The organism is Shewanella sp. 10N.286.52.C2 (genome assembly GCF_002874545.1).
Taxonomy (GTDB): Bacteria; Pseudomonadota; Gammaproteobacteria; order Enterobacterales; family Shewanellaceae; genus Shewanella.
Window position 1 is genome coordinate 62,575 of record NZ_MCTV01000002.1, and the last position, 23,111, is coordinate 85,685.

General features: G+C 43.4%; 25 protein-coding genes. All 25 read right to left on the reverse strand.

The window, feature by feature from the left end:
- Positions 1–399: a DUF2802 domain-containing protein gene (locus tag BCU94_RS01135; RefSeq protein WP_102439505.1), complete on the reverse strand. Its 399-nt coding sequence runs from the start codon at positions 397–399 to the stop codon at positions 1–3.
- A gap of 89 nt (positions 400–488) precedes the next feature.
- Positions 489–983 carry a chemotaxis protein CheW gene (locus tag BCU94_RS01140; protein WP_076540271.1) on the reverse strand — a complete coding sequence of 165 codons (495 nt, stop codon included), beginning with the start codon at positions 981–983 and terminating at the stop codon, positions 489–491.
- Positions 984–991: 8 nt separating this feature from the next.
- Entirely contained in the window at positions 992–2,074 is a 1,083-nt protein-coding gene (locus tag BCU94_RS01145) for a chemotaxis protein CheW (protein ID WP_102439504.1), read from the reverse strand.
- On the reverse strand, positions 2,058–2,849 hold the full coding sequence (locus BCU94_RS01150) for a ParA family protein (RefSeq protein WP_102439503.1): 792 nt from the start codon (positions 2,847–2,849) through the stop codon (positions 2,058–2,060). Before BCU94_RS01150 ends, BCU94_RS01145 begins: the two co-directional genes overlap by 17 nt.
- A 73-nt stretch (positions 2,850–2,922) precedes the next feature.
- Complete coding sequence (locus tag BCU94_RS01155; protein ID WP_241904940.1) at positions 2,923–3,327, reverse strand: hypothetical protein; 405 nt, start codon at positions 3,325–3,327, stop codon at positions 2,923–2,925.
- Positions 3,328–3,340: 13 nt separating this feature from the next.
- Positions 3,341–4,498 carry a chemotaxis response regulator protein-glutamate methylesterase gene (locus BCU94_RS01160; protein WP_102439502.1) on the reverse strand — a complete coding sequence of 386 codons (1,158 nt, stop codon included), beginning with the start codon at positions 4,496–4,498 and terminating at the stop codon, positions 3,341–3,343.
- Between the two features lie 23 nt (positions 4,499–4,521).
- On the reverse strand, positions 4,522–6,786 hold the full coding sequence (locus BCU94_RS01165; RefSeq protein WP_102475397.1) for a chemotaxis protein CheA: 2,265 nt from the start codon (positions 6,784–6,786) through the stop codon (positions 4,522–4,524).
- A 16-nt stretch (positions 6,787–6,802) separates the two neighbouring features.
- Positions 6,803–7,540: a protein phosphatase CheZ gene (locus BCU94_RS01170; protein ID WP_102439501.1), complete on the reverse strand. Its 738-nt coding sequence runs from the start codon at positions 7,538–7,540 to the stop codon at positions 6,803–6,805.
- A 14-nt stretch (positions 7,541–7,554) separates the two neighbouring features.
- Positions 7,555–7,938 (reverse strand): chemotaxis response regulator CheY, encoded by a 384-nt coding sequence (cheY, locus tag BCU94_RS01175; RefSeq protein ID WP_076540257.1) that lies wholly within the window; start codon positions 7,936–7,938, stop codon positions 7,555–7,557.
- Between the two features lie 41 nt (positions 7,939–7,979).
- Positions 7,980–8,699, reverse strand: coding sequence for an RNA polymerase sigma factor FliA (locus BCU94_RS01180; protein ID WP_102439500.1), 720 nt, complete (start codon positions 8,697–8,699; stop codon positions 7,980–7,982).
- Complete coding sequence (locus BCU94_RS01185; protein ID WP_076540438.1) at positions 8,692–9,573, reverse strand: MinD/ParA family protein; 882 nt, start codon at positions 9,571–9,573, stop codon at positions 8,692–8,694. Before BCU94_RS01185 ends, BCU94_RS01180 begins: the two co-directional genes overlap by 8 nt.
- Positions 9,574–9,577: 4 nt before the next feature.
- Positions 9,578–10,963 (reverse strand): flagellar biosynthesis protein FlhF, encoded by a 1,386-nt coding sequence (flhF, locus tag BCU94_RS01190; RefSeq protein WP_102475398.1) that lies wholly within the window; start codon positions 10,961–10,963, stop codon positions 9,578–9,580.
- A gap of 30 nt (positions 10,964–10,993) precedes the next feature.
- A complete protein-coding gene (flhA, locus tag BCU94_RS01195) occupies positions 10,994–13,093 on the reverse strand; it encodes a flagellar biosynthesis protein FlhA (RefSeq protein WP_102439498.1) in 2,100 nt (699 codons plus the stop codon).
- Positions 13,094–13,208: 115 nt separating this feature from the next.
- Positions 13,209–14,339, reverse strand: a complete 1,131-nt coding sequence (gene flhB / locus BCU94_RS01200) for a flagellar biosynthesis protein FlhB (protein WP_102439497.1) — start codon at positions 14,337–14,339, stop codon at positions 13,209–13,211.
- A gap of 7 nt (positions 14,340–14,346) precedes the next feature.
- Positions 14,347–15,150, reverse strand: coding sequence for a flagellar biosynthetic protein FliR (gene fliR, locus BCU94_RS01205; protein WP_102439496.1), 804 nt, complete (start codon positions 15,148–15,150; stop codon positions 14,347–14,349).
- A gap of 4 nt (positions 15,151–15,154) precedes the next feature.
- Positions 15,155–15,424: a flagellar biosynthesis protein FliQ gene (fliQ, locus tag BCU94_RS01210; RefSeq protein WP_076540242.1), complete on the reverse strand. Its 270-nt coding sequence runs from the start codon at positions 15,422–15,424 to the stop codon at positions 15,155–15,157.
- Between the two features lie 18 nt (positions 15,425–15,442).
- Positions 15,443–16,150, reverse strand: a complete 708-nt coding sequence (gene fliP / locus BCU94_RS01215; protein WP_241901019.1) for a flagellar type III secretion system pore protein FliP — start codon at positions 16,148–16,150, stop codon at positions 15,443–15,445.
- A gap of 38 nt (positions 16,151–16,188) precedes the next feature.
- On the reverse strand, positions 16,189–16,614 hold the full coding sequence (gene fliO, locus BCU94_RS01220) for a flagellar biosynthetic protein FliO (RefSeq protein ID WP_241901020.1): 426 nt from the start codon (positions 16,612–16,614) through the stop codon (positions 16,189–16,191).
- A gap of 30 nt (positions 16,615–16,644) precedes the next feature.
- On the reverse strand, positions 16,645–17,028 hold the full coding sequence (gene fliN / locus BCU94_RS01225) for a flagellar motor switch protein FliN (RefSeq protein ID WP_076540237.1): 384 nt from the start codon (positions 17,026–17,028) through the stop codon (positions 16,645–16,647).
- Between the two features lie 152 nt (positions 17,029–17,180).
- Positions 17,181–18,206: a flagellar motor switch protein FliM gene (gene fliM / locus BCU94_RS01230; protein WP_102439494.1), complete on the reverse strand. Its 1,026-nt coding sequence runs from the start codon at positions 18,204–18,206 to the stop codon at positions 17,181–17,183.
- A gap of 26 nt (positions 18,207–18,232) precedes the next feature.
- A complete protein-coding gene (gene fliL / locus BCU94_RS01235; RefSeq protein WP_102439493.1) occupies positions 18,233–18,757 on the reverse strand; it encodes a flagellar basal body-associated protein FliL in 525 nt (174 codons plus the stop codon).
- Between the two features lie 91 nt (positions 18,758–18,848).
- Positions 18,849–20,231, reverse strand: coding sequence for a flagellar hook-length control protein FliK (locus tag BCU94_RS01240; RefSeq protein WP_102475399.1), 1,383 nt, complete (start codon positions 20,229–20,231; stop codon positions 18,849–18,851).
- A gap of 148 nt (positions 20,232–20,379) precedes the next feature.
- The gene (fliJ, locus tag BCU94_RS01245) at positions 20,380–20,826 is read right to left on the reverse strand and encodes a flagellar export protein FliJ (protein ID WP_102439491.1); all 447 of its coding nucleotides are present in this window, start codon (positions 20,824–20,826) and stop codon (positions 20,380–20,382) included.
- Entirely contained in the window at positions 20,826–22,163 is a 1,338-nt protein-coding gene (fliI, locus tag BCU94_RS01250; protein WP_102475400.1) for a flagellar protein export ATPase FliI, read from the reverse strand. Before fliI ends, fliJ begins: the two co-directional genes overlap by 1 nt.
- On the reverse strand, positions 22,132–23,109 hold the full coding sequence (gene fliH, locus BCU94_RS01255; protein ID WP_102475401.1) for a flagellar assembly protein FliH: 978 nt from the start codon (positions 23,107–23,109) through the stop codon (positions 22,132–22,134). The genes fliI and fliH overlap by 32 nt, the downstream gene beginning before the upstream one ends.
- Between the last annotated feature and the right edge of the window lie 2 nt (positions 23,110–23,111).

The window sequence follows — 23,111 nt, forward strand, 5'->3', positions numbered from 1 at the left end:
CTACTTTTTATGTAAACGGATAATTAATTCCGCTTCTGCTTTAGGTAGTTCACACTCATTAATCAGCTCTTCCACTCCAGCACCTAACCCCACCATTTTTAATGCTCTAGAGTATAATTTAGATTGTGGGTCTTGCTGACTTGCCTCTTCTAGGCGCTGTGATTGTTTAGTTAATTTTTGCTCTAACTCTAAAACACGCTTACCAACACCGATAGTGCCACTGCGTAATTCCTGCAGCTCTCGTTTAACGGTTTCTCGCTGGCGATCATTTTCTTTTACCAACACAGTTAATGCATCTACTTTGCTTTGCAGCTTGCTGGCTCTTTTTGAAAAAAACATCGCTATTGCGGCACAAGTGACAACATAAATAACAATAGTGATAAGCAATTCTTGCGACATTCATACTTCCTGATAAGACTGATTTTTGTCATTAAAACACAAAAGCCAGCAAATAATAATGCTGGCTTTAGTTGAAACGCAAAAAACGCTTATAACTGAGTTATTTCTGCCCACTCATCGTCAGATAGTAACTTATCAAGGTCGACTAAAATCAATAACTCATTATCTCGGTTACTGACTCCCTGAATGAATTTAGCACTTTCTTCAGTGCCGACATTCGGGGCATTATCGATTTCAGAGCGGCGAAGGTAAACCACTTCGGCAACGCTATCAACCAAAATACCAATCACTTGCTTTTCTGCTTCAATGATGACTATTCGCGATGAGTCATCGACTTCTGCAGCATCAAGGCCAAAGCGTGAACGAGTATCTATCACTGTGACGACATTGCCACGTAAATTAATGATACCAAGCACATACATAGGCGCACCGGGAACGGGGGCAATTTCGGTATAACGTAATACTTCTTGAACTTGCATGACGTTGATACCATAAGTTTCGTTATCTAACTTAAAAGTAACCCACTGTAAAACTACATCTTCTTTACCTGCAGCAACCGCTGCTACATTTCTTGAATCTGTCATAAATAACCTCAGACAATCGAATCTTGACAACCTAATCCTGCATCTAGCATTTCAATGAGCGCTTGCACATTTAAAATGCCACACATTTGTTCTTTTACTACGCCGGCAAGCCATGGACGCTTACCCGCTTTTTCACGCCAATTGACATGAGATTTATTAATTTTTACCGCGTTAACTAAGGATTCACATGCCAGTCCCCAGTCACTGTTTTCAAGCATGACGATATACTGATAATCAATAGATTGCGCCATTTCGGTGGTGTACTTTTCTGGCATCACCCAGCGGCAACTATCTACAACATTCACCTTTTGATCTCGACGAGTTTGTACCCCTAAAAACCATTTGGGGCGCCCTATCAGGTGATTAATATGTTCAATTTTTACGATACCGCCCAAACTCACCAATGGCACCGCAAGCGTCAAGCCTGCCACATTGAAAAATAACACCTGAAATTCATCATCTAAAACATCTTGTAAATCTGTGGTGATACTTGGCGGAATCGATGCTAATTCAGCTTTAGCGGGCGACTGACTGACGTCGATAACCGCGGTTTCAACATAAGCTCGCTTATGATTATCTATATCGGCTGAGATTTGAGAATCTTTATTATCCACTACGGATAATTTCGCGGCCTGTGCTGCAGGTTGAGCTATTGGCAGCTTTGCCTGTTGCACCGTACCTTTAAGTACTTGCTTTACCTCAAGTGGAGATTCAACACATTGTTCTGAAGTTGTTGATACTGGTGCTGAGACTACCGCCAATAATTTAGATAAGGCATTTTTATCCACTTGCGGCTCAGCAAATGACGAACTTAAAGATTCACCCAGCGTCGCGACCGTTTGCAAGCGAAGACTTGGAGCCGCCAACTTAGTTGTGGCATGTAAATATTTATCTTCACTATTGTGCAGGGAGCCTTCATAAATTTCTGCAACCTCTGTACTGCTAGTAGAGTCTGTGTGTTGAGCGACTTGTAGTCTGCTGATTGAAGTCTGTTTATTGCAGCTTGTAGCAGCATCTAAAGCCTTATCAGAAGGCTCTTGTAATAATACTGAGAAGAAATCAAAAACAGTTTCATCAACCGATTTTGACATGAGTTAACTCCCTAGACATTAAAAAATCCAGTAAGCGATTATAGGCTTTCATCCCACGGCTGCTGGGCATATGATGGGATAGTGGCACATGGGCTAAACTGGCATCTCTAAATTTAGTATCCACAGGAATAACATCAGGCCATAAAGTTTCTGGATAGCTTAGCTGCAAGGATTGTAACGCTACAGGTGACGCTTTAGTGCGCCGATCATACATGGTTGCTAAAATGGTAAAGCTGTAATCTGTTTTCTTTGAACGCCCCATTAGCGCCATGGTTTTCACCATTCGCTCTAAGCCTTTTATGGCCAAAAACTCAGTTTGAACTGGAATGATTATATGTTCACTTGCCGCCAGAGCATTAACCATTAACACCCCTAAAATAGGCGGGCAATCAATGATAGCAATATCATATTTGTCATCTAGCAAGGCTAATAGGTTACGTAAAACCAGTCCCATCCCTTCTTGATGTCCCAAAGCTCTATCTAATGTGGCTAGCGCCATTGAGGCAGGAATAAGATCTAAACCATCAATTGAGGTCGGCACAATATGCTTTTCAACATCCGCTAAAGATAACGGCTTATGCGCCAAAAAAATATCGTAAAGTGAACTGGGGATTTGCTCAGAATCAATCCCTAAATAATAACCTAGCGATGCATGAGGGTCTGTATCAATCATCAATACCCTTTGACCACGCTTAATTAACGCGCCAGCAAGGCTGGCAACCGTAGTTGTTTTACCTACGCCGCCTTTTTGATTTGCGATTGTCCAAACTTTCAAATGACGCCTCATAGCTTTATTATTGTTATTATTCAATTGATTATTAACTGACTACACTAGATTACAATCTGCTCTAAAGTGAGTCTGATTCACGGGTGGTTATCCTGATCCCACCATGGGGTAAGGGGATTACTTTTACCCCTTGAGCGTTTTCAAGCGTTTGTATATTCTGCTGTTCCTGTGGCTGAAAGTGCTGGTTATTTTCAGCTGTCGATCCAGGCCCTAGGCTTAATGTCACCGCTTCACCATTCGCCGCCTTTTGCACTAATGCTTTGGTGGGTTCTGGATGTTTTCCAAGCCAAGCAGCAATGTCCGCTGCCTGCTCATCAGGCACCATTAACAACACTTGCGATGCTTTTAGTTGCGCAACTTGTTGAGACAATTCGCGGTTAGTTTTTGCCGCCTCAAAATATAATCCTGCCAGCGTAATAACCGCGATAATCAATAAAAACACCACTGACATTTGTTGGGTGTTCATTGCCTTGTTGACCTTAGCCACGGGCCGTCTCTTTGATAATGGACTCCGCCATACTGTCGATAGCAATGGAATGAGTTGATAAACCTGCTACGGTAACCGCTTGCGGCATACCATACACCACACAACTAGCTTCATCTTGTGCCCAAATCGTTGCTCCAGCGGCTTTCAGCATTCTGGCGCCTTCTCTGCCATCTGCGCCCATACCGGTAAGTACAACCGCTAATACATCACCGCCAAACACTTTTGAGGCTGATGCAAAGGTAATATCCACACTGGGTTTGTAGTTCATCTCGGCATTACCGGCGATAACTTTTAAACGTCCAAATGAACCACTTCGCTCCACCATCAATTGCATGCCACCTGGGGCTAAATAAGCACAACCGGGTTGCAGTACATCCCCATTTTGCGCTTCTTTTACCGTAATCTGACATAAGCTATTTAAGCGACTGGCAAAAGCAGGCGTAAACGCAGCCGGCATGTGCTGAATAAGTAATATTGGGTGTGGGTAATTTGCAGGAAATGCCGTTAAGACTTTTTGCAGTGCAACAGGCCCACCCGTTGAAGTGCCTATCAGCAAGGCTTTATATTTTTTACCGCTCGCTCTAATGGCGCTGGCAGAACACACGTTTTGGGCGCTACTGGCCTGTGAATTATTCGCTTGCGAGCGATTATTTAAGGCCGGTTTCGATGCTAATGTGGTTCTCAAGCTTGCAGGGTTAGCTGCATCTGCTGCATTTCGAGCTGTAACCGTTCTTGGTAATGGCTTATATAATCGTCTTCTGCCTAAGGTTTTAACCCTTAGTTGCAGTAGCTTAATGGCCTCTTCTTTTTTAGAGGCTATATCTTCAAAGCGTTTCGGTAAAAAATCCAATGCGCCGGCATCAAGCGCATCAAGCGTCGCTTTAGCGCCATCATGGGTTAAAGACGAAAACATCAGTATCGGTGTTGGGTTAGTTGCCATTATTTTACGCACAGCAGTAATGCCGTCCATCACTGGCATCTCGATATCCATGGTGATGACTTGTGGCTTTAATTTCTCAGCCATGTCGATGGCTTCTTGGCCATTGACTGCAACACCCACCACTTCGAGGTCGTCATCTTGATTCACTATTTCGCTGACTCGACGTCTAAAGAAACTTGAATCATCAACAACTAAAACTTTGGTAGCCATTTCATTCCTTATCAATTGGAATTTTATCTTTTACTTTTGGCGTAATATTTTAATAAACCCGGTACATCAAGGATCAATGCAATACCTCCATCGGAGGTAATTGTTGCCCCTGCCATACCCGGCGTACCTTGCAGCATACTGCCTAAAGGCTTAATCACAACTTCTTCTTGACCGATTAATGCATCAACCACAAAACCAATTTGCATGGTACCAAGTTGCACAATCACTACATGGCCTTGCTTTTTATCGCCATGAGTAAGCGTGGTCTTGTTGCGATGTAACCATTGCTCTAAATAAAACAGTGGCACGGCTTTATCGCGCACTATGACGGTGAGCTGACCATCGACAACATTAGTTTTAGTTAAATCGAGGTGGAAAATTTCATTAACGCTTGAAAGCGGTAAGGCAAACACCTGCTTAGCAACATCCACCATTAATGTGGGCATAATCGCTAATGTCAGTGGCACTTTAATTTCTAAAATGGTGCCTTGGCCTTTTACCGAATCAATATGCACTGTGCCGTTTAATTGGCTGATGCGGGTTTTCACCACGTCCATTCCAACGCCGCGGCCTGAAATATCTGAAATTTCAACTTTGGTTGAAAAACCTGGGGCAAAAATTAAGTTATAAGCTTCATTATCAGTCATTCTTGCGGCTGATTCTTCGTCTAGAACCCCGCGGCTAATGGCGATTTCTTTTAGCTTATCGGCATCCATCCCTGCGCCATCATCTTCAATTTTAAGAAGAATATGGTCGCCTTCTTGGCTTGCAGAAAGAGTTATCGTACCGGTTCTTGGTTTGCCATTCGCTTCGCGAGTAATAGGCATTTCAATGCCATGATCAACCGAGTTACGTACTAAATGGACTAATGGATCTGCCAGTGCTTCAACTAGATTTTTATCAAGATCGGTATCTTCACCTACCATGATTAAATCAATTTCTTTATTCAGTGTTCTGGCTAAATCGCGAACCACTCTTGGGAAGCGGCCAAATACTTTCTTAATTGGCTGCATGCGGGTCTTCATTACCGCGCCTTGTAGGTCGGCAGTAACCAGATCTAAATTGGCAAGTGCTTTCGACATTTCTTCATCATCGCGAGAAATACCTAAACTCACTAAGCGGTTTCGTACCAGCACCAGCTCACCAACCATATTCATAATTTGGTCAAGGCGCGAAGTATCAACCCTTACGGTGGTTTCACCCTGTGGCATGGCACCTTGGGTTTTAGCAGGTTCTGCTTTTTTTACTGGCGCGGCAGCTTTAGTGGCTGGCACTGGTTTTGTGTCTGTCGCACTTGGCTGTGCTGGCGCAGCTGTGTTTGAGACGGCTTTTGATGGCGCAATATCTGCGGGCATTGAAACGGGAGTTGCAGGAGTTGCGGGAGTAACTGCTGAAGGCGCTAGGCTAACAGCCAGAGGAGCGGCACCTTTACCATGTAATTCGTCTAATAACTTTTCGAACTCATCGTCGGTAATATCATCGCCATCAACAATTGGATCTTGTTCTATTACCGCAGGTTTTACTTCTGCAATTGGGGTACTCGCGGCTTTAAAACTACCAGCGCCGTGCAATTCATCCAGTAAGGCTTCAAACTCATCATCACTGATTTCATCACTGGCAACAGCAGTGTCACCATTAGCGACTGAAGCACTCGAGGTATCATCAATAAGGTCTTTTGTTGAATTAGAGGTAGGACTGTTTCCTGCGCCATGAAGTGCATCGAGTAAGGCTTCAAATTCACTCTCGTCGATATCATCAATAGAGCCCACTGATGCTTCAGAGTCTTCAGCAATCGGCTCAACTTCAGCTAAAGTCTCTTCAATTAAAGTCTCTTCAATTAAAGCCTCTTCAGCAATTAACGCGTCTTCGGGCGTGCTGGCAAGCTCTGAGGCTAATGGCGCTCCAGAACTTAACAGCTTTAAACGAGCTAATAAGTCGGCGTCGGCATCATCTTGTGGCTGACCTTGCTGGGTCTGTGCAAACATCGAATTAATCGCATCAACAGCTTGCAAAATGATGTCCATCAATTCGGCATTTACTTGACGCTTACCCGTTCGCAGTAAGTCAAAGGTATTTTCAGCTTCGTGGCACACATCGACCATAGGGCCTAAGCTCAAAAAGCCTGCGCCACCTTTTACAGTATGAAAACCTCTAAAAATCGCATTCAGTAAATCAGCATCATCAGGATTATTTTCAAGAGCGACGAGTTGCTCTTGTAGAAGCTCTAAAATTTCACCAGCTTCAATCAAAAAGTCCTGGAGTATCTCTTCATCAACATCAAAAGACATTAAATTTGACTCCTAATTAGAAACCCAGACTTGATAGCAGATCATCCACTTCATCTTGGCCAGTCACCACGTCTTCGCGGGTGTCAGCATTTAAGATAGGGCCTTCTGCTTCAATTTTATTATCATCAATGACTCGATCCGAGTCGGCTGCATTTTCGCCAAAGATTGTCAGCATAGACACTAAACTGCTTTCAACTTCGATGACTAAGTCAATAACTCGGCGGATCATTTGGCCAGTCAAATCTTGAAAATCTTGCGCCATCAATATTTGATTGAGCAGTTCTCTTAGTCGATTTGAATCATGTTCGCTATGGGACATGATATGTTGAACGTCATGACACAAGGACTTAAATTCCACTAAGGAAATGTCCCTACGCATCAATTTGTCCCACATTGGCGTGACCGATTGAATGTTATTTATTATTGTATCGGCCAAAGGTAAACATTCTTCAACTGCATCCATGGTTTTATTTGCAGCTTGCTCTGTCATATCAATGACAAAGTTGAGTCTTTCTTTTGCATCGGGTATTTCATGGTTAGCAAGTTCAACCAGACGGGTATCCAATTGAAAGTCATTTAGTGAACTGTGTAACTGACGGGTCAGCTTGCCAACTTCATCAAACAGTTCACGTTGTATTGGCACTGACAGGTCACGAATGACCGCATCAGCTTGCTCTTGTTGTCCATCTTCAAGCAATTTAACAAGTTGCTGGGCTTGCTCAAGATCTATGAGCCCTGATATTGCTGCCTGCATAACTTATCCTTTGCTTAGGCTAAACGTTCAAAGATTTTATCGAGTTTTTCTTTTAACGTTGCTGCGGTAAAAGGTTTAACCACATAGCCATTAACGCCAGCTTGCGCTGCGGCAATAATTTGTTCACGTTTTGCTTCTGCTGTTACCATTAATACTGGCAAGTGTTTTAATGAATCGTCAGCTCTAATGGCTTTTAACAAATCAATCCCTTGCATACCCGGCATATTCCAATCGGTTACGACAAAGTCAAAATCGCTTTTTTGTAACATCGGTAGTGCGGTATTGCCATCATCTGCTTCTTGAGTATTATTAAATCCCAAGTCTCGCAACAAGTTCTTTATGATACGTCTCATTGTTGAAAAATCATCAACAATCAGTATCTTCATATTCTTGTCCAAGGTTTCCTCCGGTGAGCTTAATTCGTTGCTCTTATTAGTAATTATACCTGTGTCCAATGCTTGAGTTTGCCTTTGAGACGCAGCATTGCCTGACTTAAAATCTGGCTAACACGCGACTCGCTGACCTCAAGAACGGCACCGATTTCTTTTAAATTTAACGCTTCGTCATAATATAGCGACAAAACTAGCGCATCTCTTTCGGGTAATGTGGTAATTGCTTGTGCTAATGCCGATTTAAACTGCACTTCGGCTAAAGAATCAAAACTTTCATCCTCAGTTAATTCATCAGACACAATCACATCTTCTGAAACACCTAAGTCTTCAATCCCAATAACTTTTCCTACTGAAACATCGTTTAAAATATGGTGATACTCTTCAAGAGATATTTCCAATTTTTCTGCGATTTCAGTATCTCTGGCATCACGACCTAATTCTTGACCCAGTTCATCGATAACTTGTGCAACACGGCGTTGGTTACGATGTACCGAGCGCGGCACCCAATCACCACGGCGAATTTCGTCGATCATCGAACCACGAATTCGGATCCCAGCAAAGGTTTCAAATTTGGCGCCTTTAGAGCCATCAAACTTTGATGATGCTTCCAGCAGCCCCATCATCCCAGCTTGCAATAAGTCATCAAGTTGTACCGATGCTGGCAGCCTTGCCAACATATGATGTGCAATTCTTTTTACCAGCGGTGCATACTGTTCAACAATTGAGGTTTTATTATCAAACTGAGTATACGCGGCGGCTTTATTCACTCGGTGTATCCTCTTTTACTTCTTTGCGCTGAACAAGACGTTCAACAAAGAACTCTAGATGACCACCAGGCTGCTGTGGCACAGGCCAGCTCATGATTTTATTGGCTAAACCGTGGTAAGCAATGGCTGCTGGTGATTTTGGAAATGCTTCCACAACCAACTTCTGCTTACGTACTGATTTACGTAAATTTTCATCAAATGGCACTGTCGCAACAAGCTCTAAAGCCACATCTAAAAATCTATCGGTTACTTTACTTAACTTGGCGAATAACTCCATGCCTTCTCGCAAACTGCGCACCATATTTGCCACAATTTTGAAGCGGAACACACCGTGCTCACGACTTAATATTTTGATCAGGGCATAGGCATCGGTTATTGATGTCGGTTCATCACAAACTACAATCAATACATCTTGTGAGGCACGGGAAAAACTCAGCACCATATCAGAGATACCCGCTGCGGTATCAACGATTAAAATATCAAACTGGGTTTTCATATCGCTAAAGGCACGAATTAATCCAACATGTTGCGCTTGGGTCAATTCCACCATCGCTTGAGTGCCTGATGTGGCAGGTACAATACCAATGCCTTTCGGGCCTCGAACAATAATGTCGTCTAATTCTGCTTCGCCAGATAATACGTGAGATAAGTTTTTCTCAGCTCGAATACCTAACATCACATCAACGTTGGCGAGTCCTAAATCGGCATCGAGTACTAAAACCCGTTTGCCTTTCTCAGCAAGTGCTACCGCGGTATTAATCGACACACTGGTTTTACCCACGCCGCCTTTACCACCGCTGACTGCAATTACTTTTACTTTATCGTTATTTGGTTGATTCATCATACGTAAACCACTTGCTTGATCTCGGGTCATATCTTTACTCGAATGCATAGGCCATGTCATTTGACCACGCAGTGTCAGGTGACGTTTGAGGTTTTGTTTCGTTAAGTGCTGCTAACGCTTGTCTTGCTAATGAAAGCGTATCGGCAACCTGCATATCTTCTGGAACACGCTGCCCATCAGTAACATAACTTAGTGGCAACCCATTTTGGATTAATACACTTAATGCGCCAGCAATAGATACTGACTCATCTAATTTTGTCAGTATACACCCAGATAACGGGATTCTTTTAAAATGTTCTACGGCATCGAGTAACACTCTTCGTTGAGAGGTTGCCGACATCACCAAATAACTACGAATGGGTATTCTGGTGTTTGCCATCAAATCATCTAACTGCTGATAAAGGCGTAAATCTCGTTGCCCCATACCCGCAGTGTCAATCAATACTAACTTACGATTCTTAAACTGATAAAGAATTTGTTCTAATTCAGTTAAATCATGTGCTTGTTTAACTGGACAGCCCATTATTTTGCCATAAGTTGCCAATTGCTCAAAGGCTCCAATACGATAATGATCTGTGGTAATTAACGCAACTTGTTCTGGGCCATGATGAGCGGCAAATCTGGCAGCAATTTTAGCCAATGAAGTGGTTTTGCCGACACCAGTTGGACCGACAAATGCGACTACGCCACCAGTGCGCACAATATCGTCACCTTGGTTATCGAGCAGGTTGGCCAAACTTTGGGGTAAGGCTCTGACTAAATCGGCGGGAGAAAACTGCTGACTTAGGCTGGATAACTTGGCAGCGACAGCAGGCGAGAACTCTGCGGCAATTAATTTACTTTCAAGCATCGCGCCCACAGGATCGGTGCGTTTTTTCTGTTCTTTCATTAATGAAGAAACTTGATGAGTTAGCAAACCACGCAGTGACGCCATCTCTTCGCGCATTGCTTCCATTTCAGCTGAATGACCTTTATTTGGAGATCTAGACGGCTCAATGTGTTGCTGATGCTGTCTTGGTTCTTTAGCTGCAGGTTTGCTTGCTTCTAACTGTTTAGCCCAATCTGGTAATTCCGGCTCTTCATGTTGCTGGGAAATTTGTTGCTGCAGGCGGCTATGCTGCTTTTCTAATAACGCCTGTAATGAATCAGCTACTGGCGGTGGGCTGACTTTAGTGTGTGCTTTAATAGCAGGTTTATTAGCACCAATTGACACACGGTCTTCAGTCACATCCATAAAGGCTGCAACGGGCGATTTTACTGCAACATCAACTTTAGGCTCATCGTAGTCAACTGCTGCAACAATTTCGATGCCACCAGTTACTTTCTTATTCGACATGATCACCGCGTCAGAGCCCAAAGTCTCTTTGACTTGAGCTAATGCTGAGCGCATATCCTTGGCAAAAAATCGTTTAATTTTCACTACGTACCTCTTTCAAACTGAAAGTCATTGCTATTGCCCAACTGCAGATACTATGCGTATTTGCTTTTCATCGGGTATTTCTTGGTAAGAAATAACCCGTAAATTAGGAATGGTGTATTTCACAAACCGCGACAAAGTTGACCTAAGCATGCCTGATGTCAATAAAATGGCTGGTTGACCGACCATTTCTTGCTTCTGAGAAGCATCTAATAATGACTTCTGCATACGTTCTGCAAGGCCTGGCTCAATATTGGGCCCTTCACCGCCGGTTGCCTGCATAGACTTGTGCAACATCTGTTCCAACTCTGGCGCCAATGTTATGACAGGGATTTCCAATTCGGGCCCAGAGATCTCTTGCACTATCATTCGTTTCAAGGCAATACGTACTGCAGCGGTTAACACTTCAGTATCATTACTTTTGCTGCCGTATTCTAACAGTGTTTGCACGATTGTGCGCAAGTCTCGGATAGAAACTCCTTCATTAAGAAGGTTTTGCATCACTTTTACCACTGAACCTAGCGGCATAACGTCTGGTATAAAGCCATCCACTAACTTCGGCGAGTTTTTCGATAGCATATCCATTAACTGCTGCACTTCTTCATAGCCCAATAATTTAGCCGCATTATTGGTCAGTAACTGGCTTATATGAGTAGCAACAACAGTCGCGGTATCAACCACGGTATAACCTAATGTTTGCGCATGTTCACGTTGTGCTGGAGCTATCCAAACGGCTTCTAAACCAAAAGCTGGATCTTTGGTCTCTATGCCATCAAGCTTGCCGTAAACCTGACCTGGATTAATCGCTAACTCGCAATCATGTCTTACTTCTGCTTCGCCAACTACCACGCCCATTAAGGATATTTGATAGCAGTTGGGGGATAAATCTAAGTTGTCACGAATATGCACTGCCGGTACCAAAAAGCCCAATTCCTGCGATAATTTTTTACGTACCCCTTTAATTCGACTGAGTAACTCGCCGCCTTGACCTTTATCTACCAGCGGAATAAGTCGATAGCCCACTTCAAGGCCAATGGTGTCTACATGATGTACATCTTCCCAGCTTAGCTCTTTGGGCTCAGCCTCTTTGACATCGCTTGGGCCTTTAACTGCTTTTTCTAGCGCAAGGGTTTTATTGTCGTTATTGCGTTTATAAATAAAGTAAGCTGCGCCTGCGGTAATAAATGCGAACGTTAAAAACGCGAAATGTGGCATACCAGGTACAACACCCATAACAAAAAGCACGGCTGATGCAATGGCCATAGACTTAGGACTATGGAACATTTGGCTGATCATCATCCCGCCCATATCGCCAGACTCATTTTGGCGCGTCACCATCAAGGCGGCGGCGATAGATAAAAGCAATCCGGGTATTTGCGCCACCAAACCATCACCAATGGTCAGTAAGGTATAAATCTCCACCGCGCTTGAAAAATCCAAGCCGTGCTGCACCATGCCGATGACAAAACCGCCAAGGATATTAATCACCAGAATCATAATCCCAGCAATAGCATCCCCTTTCACAAATTTTGACGCACCGTCCATCGCGCCATAAAAGTCAGCTTCTTTCGTCACTTCAGCACGGCGAATACGTGCCTGATCTTGAGTTAATGTGCCGGCATTTAAATCGGCATCAATGGCCATCTGTTTACCCGGCATGGCGTCCAAGGTAAAACGCGCGCTCACTTCTGAAATACGCCCCGCACCTTTGGTTACTACGGCAAAGTTGATGATGATCAGGATTAAAAACACCACTAAACCCACAGCATAGTTACCGCCAATCACCACCGAACCAAAGGCTTCAATCACTTTACCCGCGGAGTCACCACCGTTATGCCCCTCAAGTAACACTATTCGTGTTGAGGCCACATTCAATGCTAAGCGTAATAAGGTGGCCACCAGTAAAACAGTCGGAAATGCGGCAAAATCTAGTGGGCGATCACTATAAATAGCGACAAGTAACACGATTAAAGCGAGGGAAATGTTAAAGGAGAATAGAATATCAAGCAGAAATGGCGGCATCGGCAATACCACCATACCTAATGCAGCCAGCACCAATAAAGGGGTACCAATACCTTTGAATGTGCTAAATCGTATTTGCTTTGCTTGACCTAGCGCTGTCTTTACATCCATTAACCGTAAACCCTTTCGTAATATTTTTGACGCTGACATCAGCGAAATGCAATTACTAAGCCAAGCTATTAGTTAATAGCAGCTGTTGCGGTTTGAGTGCCTAAAAACACCGCAGCTAATGTTTTAAATCATCCGGAATAGGTTGATTGAGCGGAATAGGTTTTGGACGTTTACCGCGACCCTTTTGGTATTGTTTTAACTGAAATACGTAAGCTAAGATTTGTGCAATGGCGGTAAATAGTCCTTCCGGTACCTGTTGGTCAATTTTAGTTGTATGATATATGGCTCTGGCTAGCGGCGGCGCTGATACAATTGGCACTTCGTGCTCTCGGGCTATTTCGCGAATTTTAAAGGCCACATCATCAACCCCTTTTGCCACTAAAAATGGCGCAGATGAACGACTGGCATCATATTTTACTGCCACAGCGTAATGCTCTGGGTTAACCACAATCACATCGGCATTGGGCACTTCAGACATCATGCGTTTATTGGCCATCTCATGCTGCAATTGCCTAATACGGCCTTTTACTTCAGGCTTACCTTCAGAGTCTTTATACTCGTCTTTAACTTCTTGTTTGGTCATTTTAAGCTGTTTATTGTGGTTCCATATTTGAAATGGCACATCAATCACCACAATCAATAGCATTGATGAACACAATAAAATAAACATCCATACCAATAGATCCAGCGCATGGTAAATATTTCCCGGTAAATGACCCATAGATAAGGTCAAAATATCGTAAAAATAAAACGACAATAAAAAATACGCCGATATTGCCACCACCAAAAATTTAGCAATACCTTTAGTTAGTTCAACTAAGGCCTGGGTGCCAAACATTCTTTTAAAGCCTTTAGCAGGGTTCATTTTACTGCCCTTAGGCATAAAAGCTTTAACCGAAAAAGTAATACCGCCTAAGACAATATTGCCAAGGAAGGCAATAAAGGCGAGAAAAGCAATGAAACTGAATAATGGCCAAGCAAGCTCAGCGCCAATAACCCCCCAAACTAGGAACATAGAGTTGGTGTCATAGATCTGATCCCGCTCCATGGTGAGCATTTGCGTCATCACGCTGTGTAAGCTGCGCGCCAGATCTTGGCCAACAAACGCAAACCCCACAGCAGATGCTAATAATACTGCTGCGGTTCCTAACTCTTTAGAGCGGGCGACCTGACCTTTTTCACGGGACTGTTCCAGTCGCTTGGCGGTGGGGTCCTCGGTGCGTTCTTGACCGGTATCTTCTGCCATCTTGTCCCTACTGGCTTATGGAACCGTCAATGTGACAGGTCAGTTGTAAAATATCACACATCAGCAGCTGGGCTTGCAGCCACACCTGATCAAAATGAGACATGATAGGGCCTAGGGTCAGCCAGAGAATAAATAAGCCACTGACCATAGTCACTGGAAAACCGATGGCAAAAATATTCAACTGCGGTGAAGCCCGGGTCATTACTCCAAACGAGAGGTTAATAAGCAATAATGCCACAATCGCTGATATTGACATGGTTAACGCCGCGCCAAACATATAACTGCCAAACTCGGTAAGTTTTTTATAATTGGCAATGCTAAAGCCTTCGGTTGAAACCGGAATGGTTTCAAAGCTGGCCACCAGCATTTTAAACATCAATAAATGACCATCTACACTTAAAAAAATCAAGGTCGCCAGCAATAAAAAGAAGTTACCCACTACCGGGGTTTGCTCACCGGAGCCTGGGTCCACCATGGAAGCGAAGCCTAAACTGGTTTGCATACCAATAATTTGCCCTGTTAATACAAAAGTTTGCATCACTAAAATGGTCACAAAACCAATAGCTGTGCCCACTAAAATCTGCTGAGCTGAAACAAATACTGCAGTTAATGAAAATAGCTCCACATATGCTGTTTTTGGCAGTACCGGCGCAACGGCAATGGTGATGGCCATCGCCAATAATAAGCGGATCCGCGACGGAGTCGTATTGGCGCCAAAGACCGTCATTACCATTAGCATTGAAGAAATACGAAACAGCGGCCAAATATAGGCGGCAATGGTTTGGCTAATTTCCTCGAACAGAATATCCAATGACCTAACCTATAACCTGCGGGATCATATCCACCATATTATAGAAAAAATCCATCATGGTTTGCACCAGCCAATGGCCTAAAAACATCAGTGAAAACAGGGTCATTAATAGACGCGGTAAGAAACTTAAGGTTTGTTCATTAATGGAGGTGGCAGCCTGAAACACCGCCACAATCAAACCGACAAATAAACCCGGTAAGATAATAGCCGAGACAATGAGCACGATAACGGACAGCGCCTCACGAAAAATATCAATCAATGACTCTGGTGACATTAGCCCTGCTCCCTAAACCTAAGTGCCGAAACTACTGGCCAAGGTGCCCAGTACTAAGCCCCAACCATCAACCAACACAAACAGCATGATTTTAAAGGGCAAGGACACAATCATCGGCGATAACATCATCATACCCATTGCCATCAAAATACTGGCGACCACCAAATCCAATACCAAAAATGGCACAAATAACATAAAGCCAATTTGAAACGCGGTTTTAAGCTCACTGGTGATAAACGCTGGTATCAAAACGCTCATCGGAGCCAGCTCAGGGGAAGTGATATCGGTATAACCTGAAATTTCGACAAAGGTTTCTAAATCTGTGGTTCTGACTTGCGCCAACATAAACTGCCTTAAGGGCTCTTTACCCACTTCAAAGGCTTGCTGCATTGTCAGAGTTTCATTCATGTAAGGTTTTACCGCTTCAGCATGAATTTTATCAAATACTGGCGCCATGATAAAAAAGGTCATGAACATGGTAATGCCAATGAGCACCTGATTTGATGGGGTTTGCTGCAAACCTAATGCTTGGCGCAAAATTGATAGCACCACGATGATGCGGGTAAATGAGGTCAGCATTATTACCATTGCTGGAATAAAGCTCATGGCCGTCATTAGCAGTAAAATCTGCATAGTGACTGAATATTCGGTACTGCCGTCAGCCCCTGCAGTCACTGTCACTGCTTTTAGTAAGCCATCTTCTGCAAAACTAACTGGCGTGAACATTAATCCAGCCAACAAAGCCAGCACTATCCATCTTTTCATTATTGCAGATCCTTGGCCTTGACTGTTGCTTGCGCTTTGGCTTGCTTGAGACGAGTGGCAAAACTAGTGCTTTCTATTTCAACGTTTGTGTCTAGCTTATCAATAAGGTTAACTTGCTGTGAGGTCACCCCTAACAGATATTGCTGACCTTCAAGCTCAACCAGAACCAACTTTTCTTTTTGACCAAGTGGCGTCATGGCAATGGTTTTTATCACCCCTTGATTTGACTGCACTAAGTTTAATTTTTTGACAATAAATGCCAGTAAAAAGATGATGGCGATAACGAGAATAAGCCCGCCCACCATGCTTGAAAGCGCAGCCACATTTGATGTTTCTGGGGCTTTAGACACGGTTGTGGCAACTGCGGTTGTTGCCGTGTCAGTAAGCGCAGAGCTAGCTAACGCTAGCGAGGAGAACACATTCAACACAGGGTTAAATCCTTAATGCTTGTTCGATTACTTTAACTTCTTAATGCGTTCTGTTTGGCTAATCACATCTGTCAGACGAATACCAAACTTGTCATTCACCACAACCACTTCGCCATGAGCGATAAGCGTGCCATTTACCATCACATCAAGGGGCTCACCCGCCACCCGATCTAGCTCGACCACCGAACCTTGGTTCAGTTGCAGCAAGTTACGAATACTAATAAAACTGCGACCGACTTCCATCGAAATCGTTACCGGTATATCCATAATGGCATCGAGCTTTTCAGCTTGATCATGCGAGATTGGCGCGGCTTCATCTACCAGTTCATCAAGGGCGACTTGTTCAGCTTCTTTTGCTTCTTCAAGTGCCTGCTCTGCCATTGCTGCAGCCCAATCATCGGTATCACTCATTTATTTCACCTTAAAATTCTGACATGTTATCCGTTAAACATTCACGGACAATAATTATTAAATCTATAAATTATTATTAATTTCAGCACCTTGTTTAAAAAAACTTTTTAAAAAAGATTGTTAAAATAAAACTTTTTTTGAAATAAGCCTATCTATAGCACAGTAAGATCGCGGGCTTTGCCTTTACGAGTAATTAGCTGTAATTCTGATTTCGCCGTTTCAGGCCTTGGAATAACTTCGCTAATTTTTAATGCCAGATTTTCGCGGGATTGACCTAGCTTACAGCGGTAAGTCGGTAAGTCCTCAACTCGCATCATCACATGCTCAGGCAGCTCAATAGGAATAATATCCCCAGCTTTAAAGCCCATCACATCTCTTAATGTCACTTCATGCTCAATGATGTTGGCATCAATCCCTACTTGCACATCCATGATCTCATCACGCAATGCTTGTCCCCAACGCATATCAGTATCTTGTTTATCACTTTGAACACCGGCATCAAGCAGCTCACGAATAGGCTCGATCATCGAATATGGCATGGTGATATGAAAATCACCGCCGCCGCCATCCACTTCAATATGAAAAGAGTTAATGACCACCACTTCTGTTGGGCTAACAATATTGGCCATGGCAGGGTTGACCTCTGAGTCTAAATACTCAAACTCAACATCCATTACTGGTGCCCAGGCATCTTTATAATCTTCAAAAATGATTTTCAATAGCAGCTGGACGATACGACGCTCTGTGGGAGTAAACTCACGCCCTTCAATTTTTGCATGAAAGCGGCCATCACCACCAAAAAAGTTATCCACCAAAATGAAGACTAACCTTGCTTCCATGGTGATAAGCGCCGTGCCTTTTAACGGACTAAAGCGCACCATATTCAGGCTGGTTGGTACGAATAGGGTATGAACGTACTCACCAAACTTAAGCATTTGCACGCCGTTAATAGACACTTCAGCAGCACGGCGCATCATGTTAAACATGCTGATGCGTAAGTGACGAGCAAAACGTTCATTTACAATTTCAAGGGTTGGCATTCGCCCACGAACAATGCGATCTTGAGAGGAGAAATCATATGCTCTGGTTTCATCAGTATCATAGATATCATCTTCATCAACATCGTCGACGCCATGGAGTAGCGCATCAATTTCGTCTTGGCTTAATAAATCACTCACATCATCACCTTGGATTTTTCATGGCGTTATTGCATTACAAAACCAGTAAAAAGTACTCTTTCAACGACTTTTTGGCCGGTTATGGGTTGCAATGTATTTTGAACATTTAATAGGGCTAATTGGCGTAATTCATCTTTACCCGCTTGGGTACTTAGCTTTTGTACATCTGCTGCGCTAAATGTGTTTAAAAGCGCATGTTCAATTAAAGGAATGTGCATTTTTGCAGTAACGCCGTCATCGCCTCGCACCATTAACTGCACTTTTATTTCAACTAAACGTGAACGATTAGCACCCGCTAGATTGAATAAAAATGGTCTTGGCATACCCACATAATTTGCCTTACCAGTAGCAGCATCAGTTACTACAGTTGCAGTACTTATGTCAGTTGCAGGTGAGTTTGCAGTCGCTTTCGCATTGTCGCCAATAAAAAACAGCACTGTCACAGCAATGCCTGCCAGCAGCAACATGCCAACCACCAAAAAAATAATCATTTTATTGATACTTTTTGGTGGGTTCTGGGTAGTTAATTCTAAAGAAGCTTCTTCTGGCATAAATGATTCCATCACGCTGTTGTTATTATTGTGTTAACTAAGTTTCAGCTTAGTTTTTGATTTTGCGATCATTAACCCATAGGTTACCGACTTAAGCGTAATAATCTATAGCTGAACTGCCACTCATGGCATGTTTTGTGACTATCTCAAGTTCTTGTGCTGAAATTTCATCCAAAAGCCTGTCATTACTAGCACTCGACTCATCATAATCAGCGTTTTTCTGCTGTTCGCCGTCTTGAGAAACATGACTGTCAGCCAATTGCAGCCCTTCTTCTGCTAGCATTTCCCGTAGCCGCGGAATAGCTTGCTCCAATAGGTCTCGGGTTTGTGTCTGCGCCACTTGAAATTGCACTTGGGTTTGATCGCCATTAACTTGAACTCTGACCACCATATGGCCAAGCTCTGCCGGATCTAATCGAATTTCCGCATGTTGAATGCCCTGTCCTACCATCGTCATGAGTTGTTGCTTCATCACAGGGGCGAACTTTTGGATCATCTCCTGCATTTGCCCTACCGACTCAGATCCTTGGCGTAACGATAATTGAAATTGCGGCACATCACTTTTATGCACTGACGTTAAGCTACTTTGATTTTGTATCGCCTTGAGATCCACAGATTCTGCATCAAGAGTAAACTCACCAGCGCTAAGGGCAATGGCATTATTTGCTAGGGCATTACTACTAGGACTATTGGCAGAGGAAGGAATAGCAGACTTATCCATGGATACCGAGAACTCAGCTTTACTCAGGTTAACCCCAGATTCCTTTGAGGTTATTTTGCCTTCAATACTGTCAGGAGCGCCTAAAGTTTTGTTTGCATCAACTAAGCCTTTGTTTACATCAACTAGGTTTTTGTTTACATCAACAGCAGCGCTATTGTTATCCATTATGTTTTTATGAATTGAACTAAAGCCACTGCTAAGTGCAAGGGCTGGTTTTTCAGCATTATCTATGGCGCTGGTTGTTGCTAACTCAATCAAAGGGAGTAAGGCTCCACCTTGGATGGGAGTTTGCTGGTTAAAGTCAGTGATCAGCTGATTTAACTCCTTGACTGATAATGCTGACAACTCAGCTGCAGACATTGCACTAAATTCAGATAAATTTTGTAGTTGCTCAGCTGAATAGTCACTTAAAAATTCTGTAGTTGAATCGGCCTCAATAGCCAGCGGCAATATGTTGCCACCTGTTGGTTGGCTATTGGTTTCAAAATTTTCTGCTAAGTCAATTTGAGCAAAGATTAAAGCAATATCGGTTTCTGCAGCAATATGCTCTTGTGAGGCATTGTCATCCACCAGATTGATATCTGTGTTATTTTCAGAAGCTTGCTCAGTGTTACCCTGCATCTCATCAGTTTGAGAAACTTGATTAAGCGCCGACAAAAAAGATGAGCTATCAGTACCTTGCGGCGTCTCTCCCGTTGGGGAATTCGCCATTTTATTGCTATTTCCAAGTAAAATATTACTCACTTGCTGCATAACAAACTCCGAGTTAATAACACCGAAAACTTACTTGGTGCTATAAAATTATGAAAGTCACATTGCTGACGCTTTTATTATTAATAACGAACCAAGCAATAAGAGTGCCAGAATAAAAATTAATTAGGCTAAAAACGGATAAGGGAATTTAACGCGGGGTTTTACGAATAAACTGCTGCATCGCAAATTCATCTGAGGCTTTTTGCTCTTGTTTATTGGCTATTTGCTGAGCTTTTTGATCATTTTTAGCTAACAACAATTCAACCGCTTTACGCTTTTGTTGCTTTTGCTGCCAATTAACTTGTCGATGTTGGGTCTGATTTTGTGCTTCTTTAACGGTATTAACTTGCTGCACTAGTGCTTGGTCAATTTGCTTAATAAATTCATGAAAAGAATGATATTCACTGGCACTTAGCGTTTTGCCTTGATTTTCATTCATTTGCTTCATGTACTCGAGGCGATAATTATTTAACGCCTCTAATTGCCCCTCACATTTTTGTAGTTCTAATTGTGCAGATTTAAGCTGTAAAGCCGCCTGTTCTTCTGCTTCTTTATTGAGTTTAAGCACTGTGATTAATGGATCAGCTCGGCGCATTATTTACACTGAGCAGCAATCTGCCCAACCATGGTTTGACTGTTATCAAAGGAAACAACATCTTTAAATCCTTGGCGTAAAAATGCATTCATCGCTGGTTGTAACCGAATAGCGTTATCAATGCGTGGATCGCTGCCTTGGGAATAAGCCCCAATTGAAATTAAGTCTCTATTTTGCTGATAAAGTGAATACATCTGTTTAACCAGACGCATGGACTCTAAATGCTCAGTGCTAATCACCATAGGTGCGACGCGGCTAATGGACTGCTCAATATCAATCGCGGGGTAATGGCCAGAATCTGCCAGCGTTCTTGATAACACAATATGACCATCTAAAATCGCCCGTGACGCATCGGCAATGGGATCTTGTTGATCATCACCTTCGGTAAGCACGGTATAAAATGCGGTAATCGAACCTTGACCTGGGCCGCCGTTACCTGCCCGTTCGACCAAGCGGGGTAATTTAGCAAACACCGATGGCGGATAACCTTTGGTCGCCGGAGGCTCACCCACTGCCAAGGCTACTTCACGCTGGGCTTGGGCGTAACGGGTTAAACTGTCCATCAATAACAATACGTTATAGCCAAGGTCTCTAAAATACTCCGCAATACGTGTTGAGGTTTCACAGGCGCGTAATCGCATCAATGGTGAAGTATCAGCAGGTGCTGCGACCACCACAGATCTGGCTCGGCCTTCTGGGCCTAAAATCTCTTCAATAAACTCTTTTACTTCACGGCCACGTTCACCCACCAGCCCCACCACAATAATGTCAGCAGTGGTGCCGCGAGTCATCATGCCTAACAGCACACTTTTACCCACACCAGAGCCGGCAAACAGGCCCATCCGCTGGCCTTTACCTACGGTCAACATGGCATTAATGGCTCTAACCCCCACATCTAATGGTTCGGTAATCGCGCGGCGCGATAAAGGGTTAATGGGCGGCGCATGACGCGAGGCATGTTGCTCAGTATTTAATGGTCCAAGGCCATCAAGGGGTAAACCACTACCGTCTAAAACTCTACCAAGTAAACTTAAGCCGACATTTAACCCTGACTGCTCACCTAAAGGCTGCACTCTTGCTCCCGGTAACACCCCTCTTAATTCATCAACGGGCATGAGATAAAGTAATTCATCATCAAATCCAACGACTTCAGCCACTAGCTCACCGGCCATGGTTTCGATAGAGCATAAACTGCCGACAGGGGCTCTACAGCCGGTAGCTTCGAGGGTTAAGCCAACAACCCTAACCAGCTGACCACTGGCCACAGGCCGAATGGGGGTGACTTTATTACTATGGAGTTTAAATTTATTTAGTAACTGATGTTGGCGATTTAGCATCATCTACCTCATCAACAAGGTGTAAACCCTCTTCATGTACGACAGAAGAAACATTGTCATCAGTGAGTTGATCCCGCTTTGCTCCCACCACCTTAAGGCTACATTCGCTAGCATCCTCGGCAATGCTAGTGGTGTAGTGACTTGAATCTGACTTAATCGTTTGCACATTGGCCTGAATCGCTGCGACCTGTTGCTGCAAGCCACTAAGAGCTTGACTCATACGCGCTTCAACTCGTAAGTCGACACTGGAGCGCTCGCTGTGAATGATGCAGTCACCGTTTTTAAGAGATGGATCAGCTTCAATTTCCCAACGATTCTTAGCTAATTGCGCTTCACTGTATAATTGATTAACAAGTGCAGCATCATCTGGGCTAAACCTCAGAGTGACTTGTTGTTTTTTAATCGGTAACGAATCTACCCCTTGACGCAGTACAGATAAAATATGTTCAGGATGAGTTTGTAATTCATTACCGACGATGGATTTGGTCAGATTAATGGATAGCTGTAATAGCTCAGCTTCAATTTCAGCATCAAGCACTAATAAGGGTTGCTCAAATTGCTCAACTAAGCCAGATAAACGCTCAAGCATCTCATTAGCTTTGGCTAAACCCACTTCATAACCTTGTTGTTCTCCTTGGCTAAAGCCTTCAGCGTGACCTTGCTCTAAACCTTCAAGCCGACCTTGCTCCGTGCCTTTCGCTAGCCCATCAAGCTGGCCTTGCTCAAAACCTTCTTGTTCAGCTTCAACTCGAATTTGCTCTATTTCAGCCATGGTAGGCGGTAAAAGGGGCTTGTCTTCAGCAACAGGCTGGGAATTTTGACGTCCTAGTTGGCCAAATAAATTTGAGCCAGTGTCAGTTTTTTGTTGGGAAACATCCGGTAATTGCCAATGGCTAAAATCTTCATCAACTTCTGTTAGGTTATTATTGTTATTAGCTTTAGTCATGA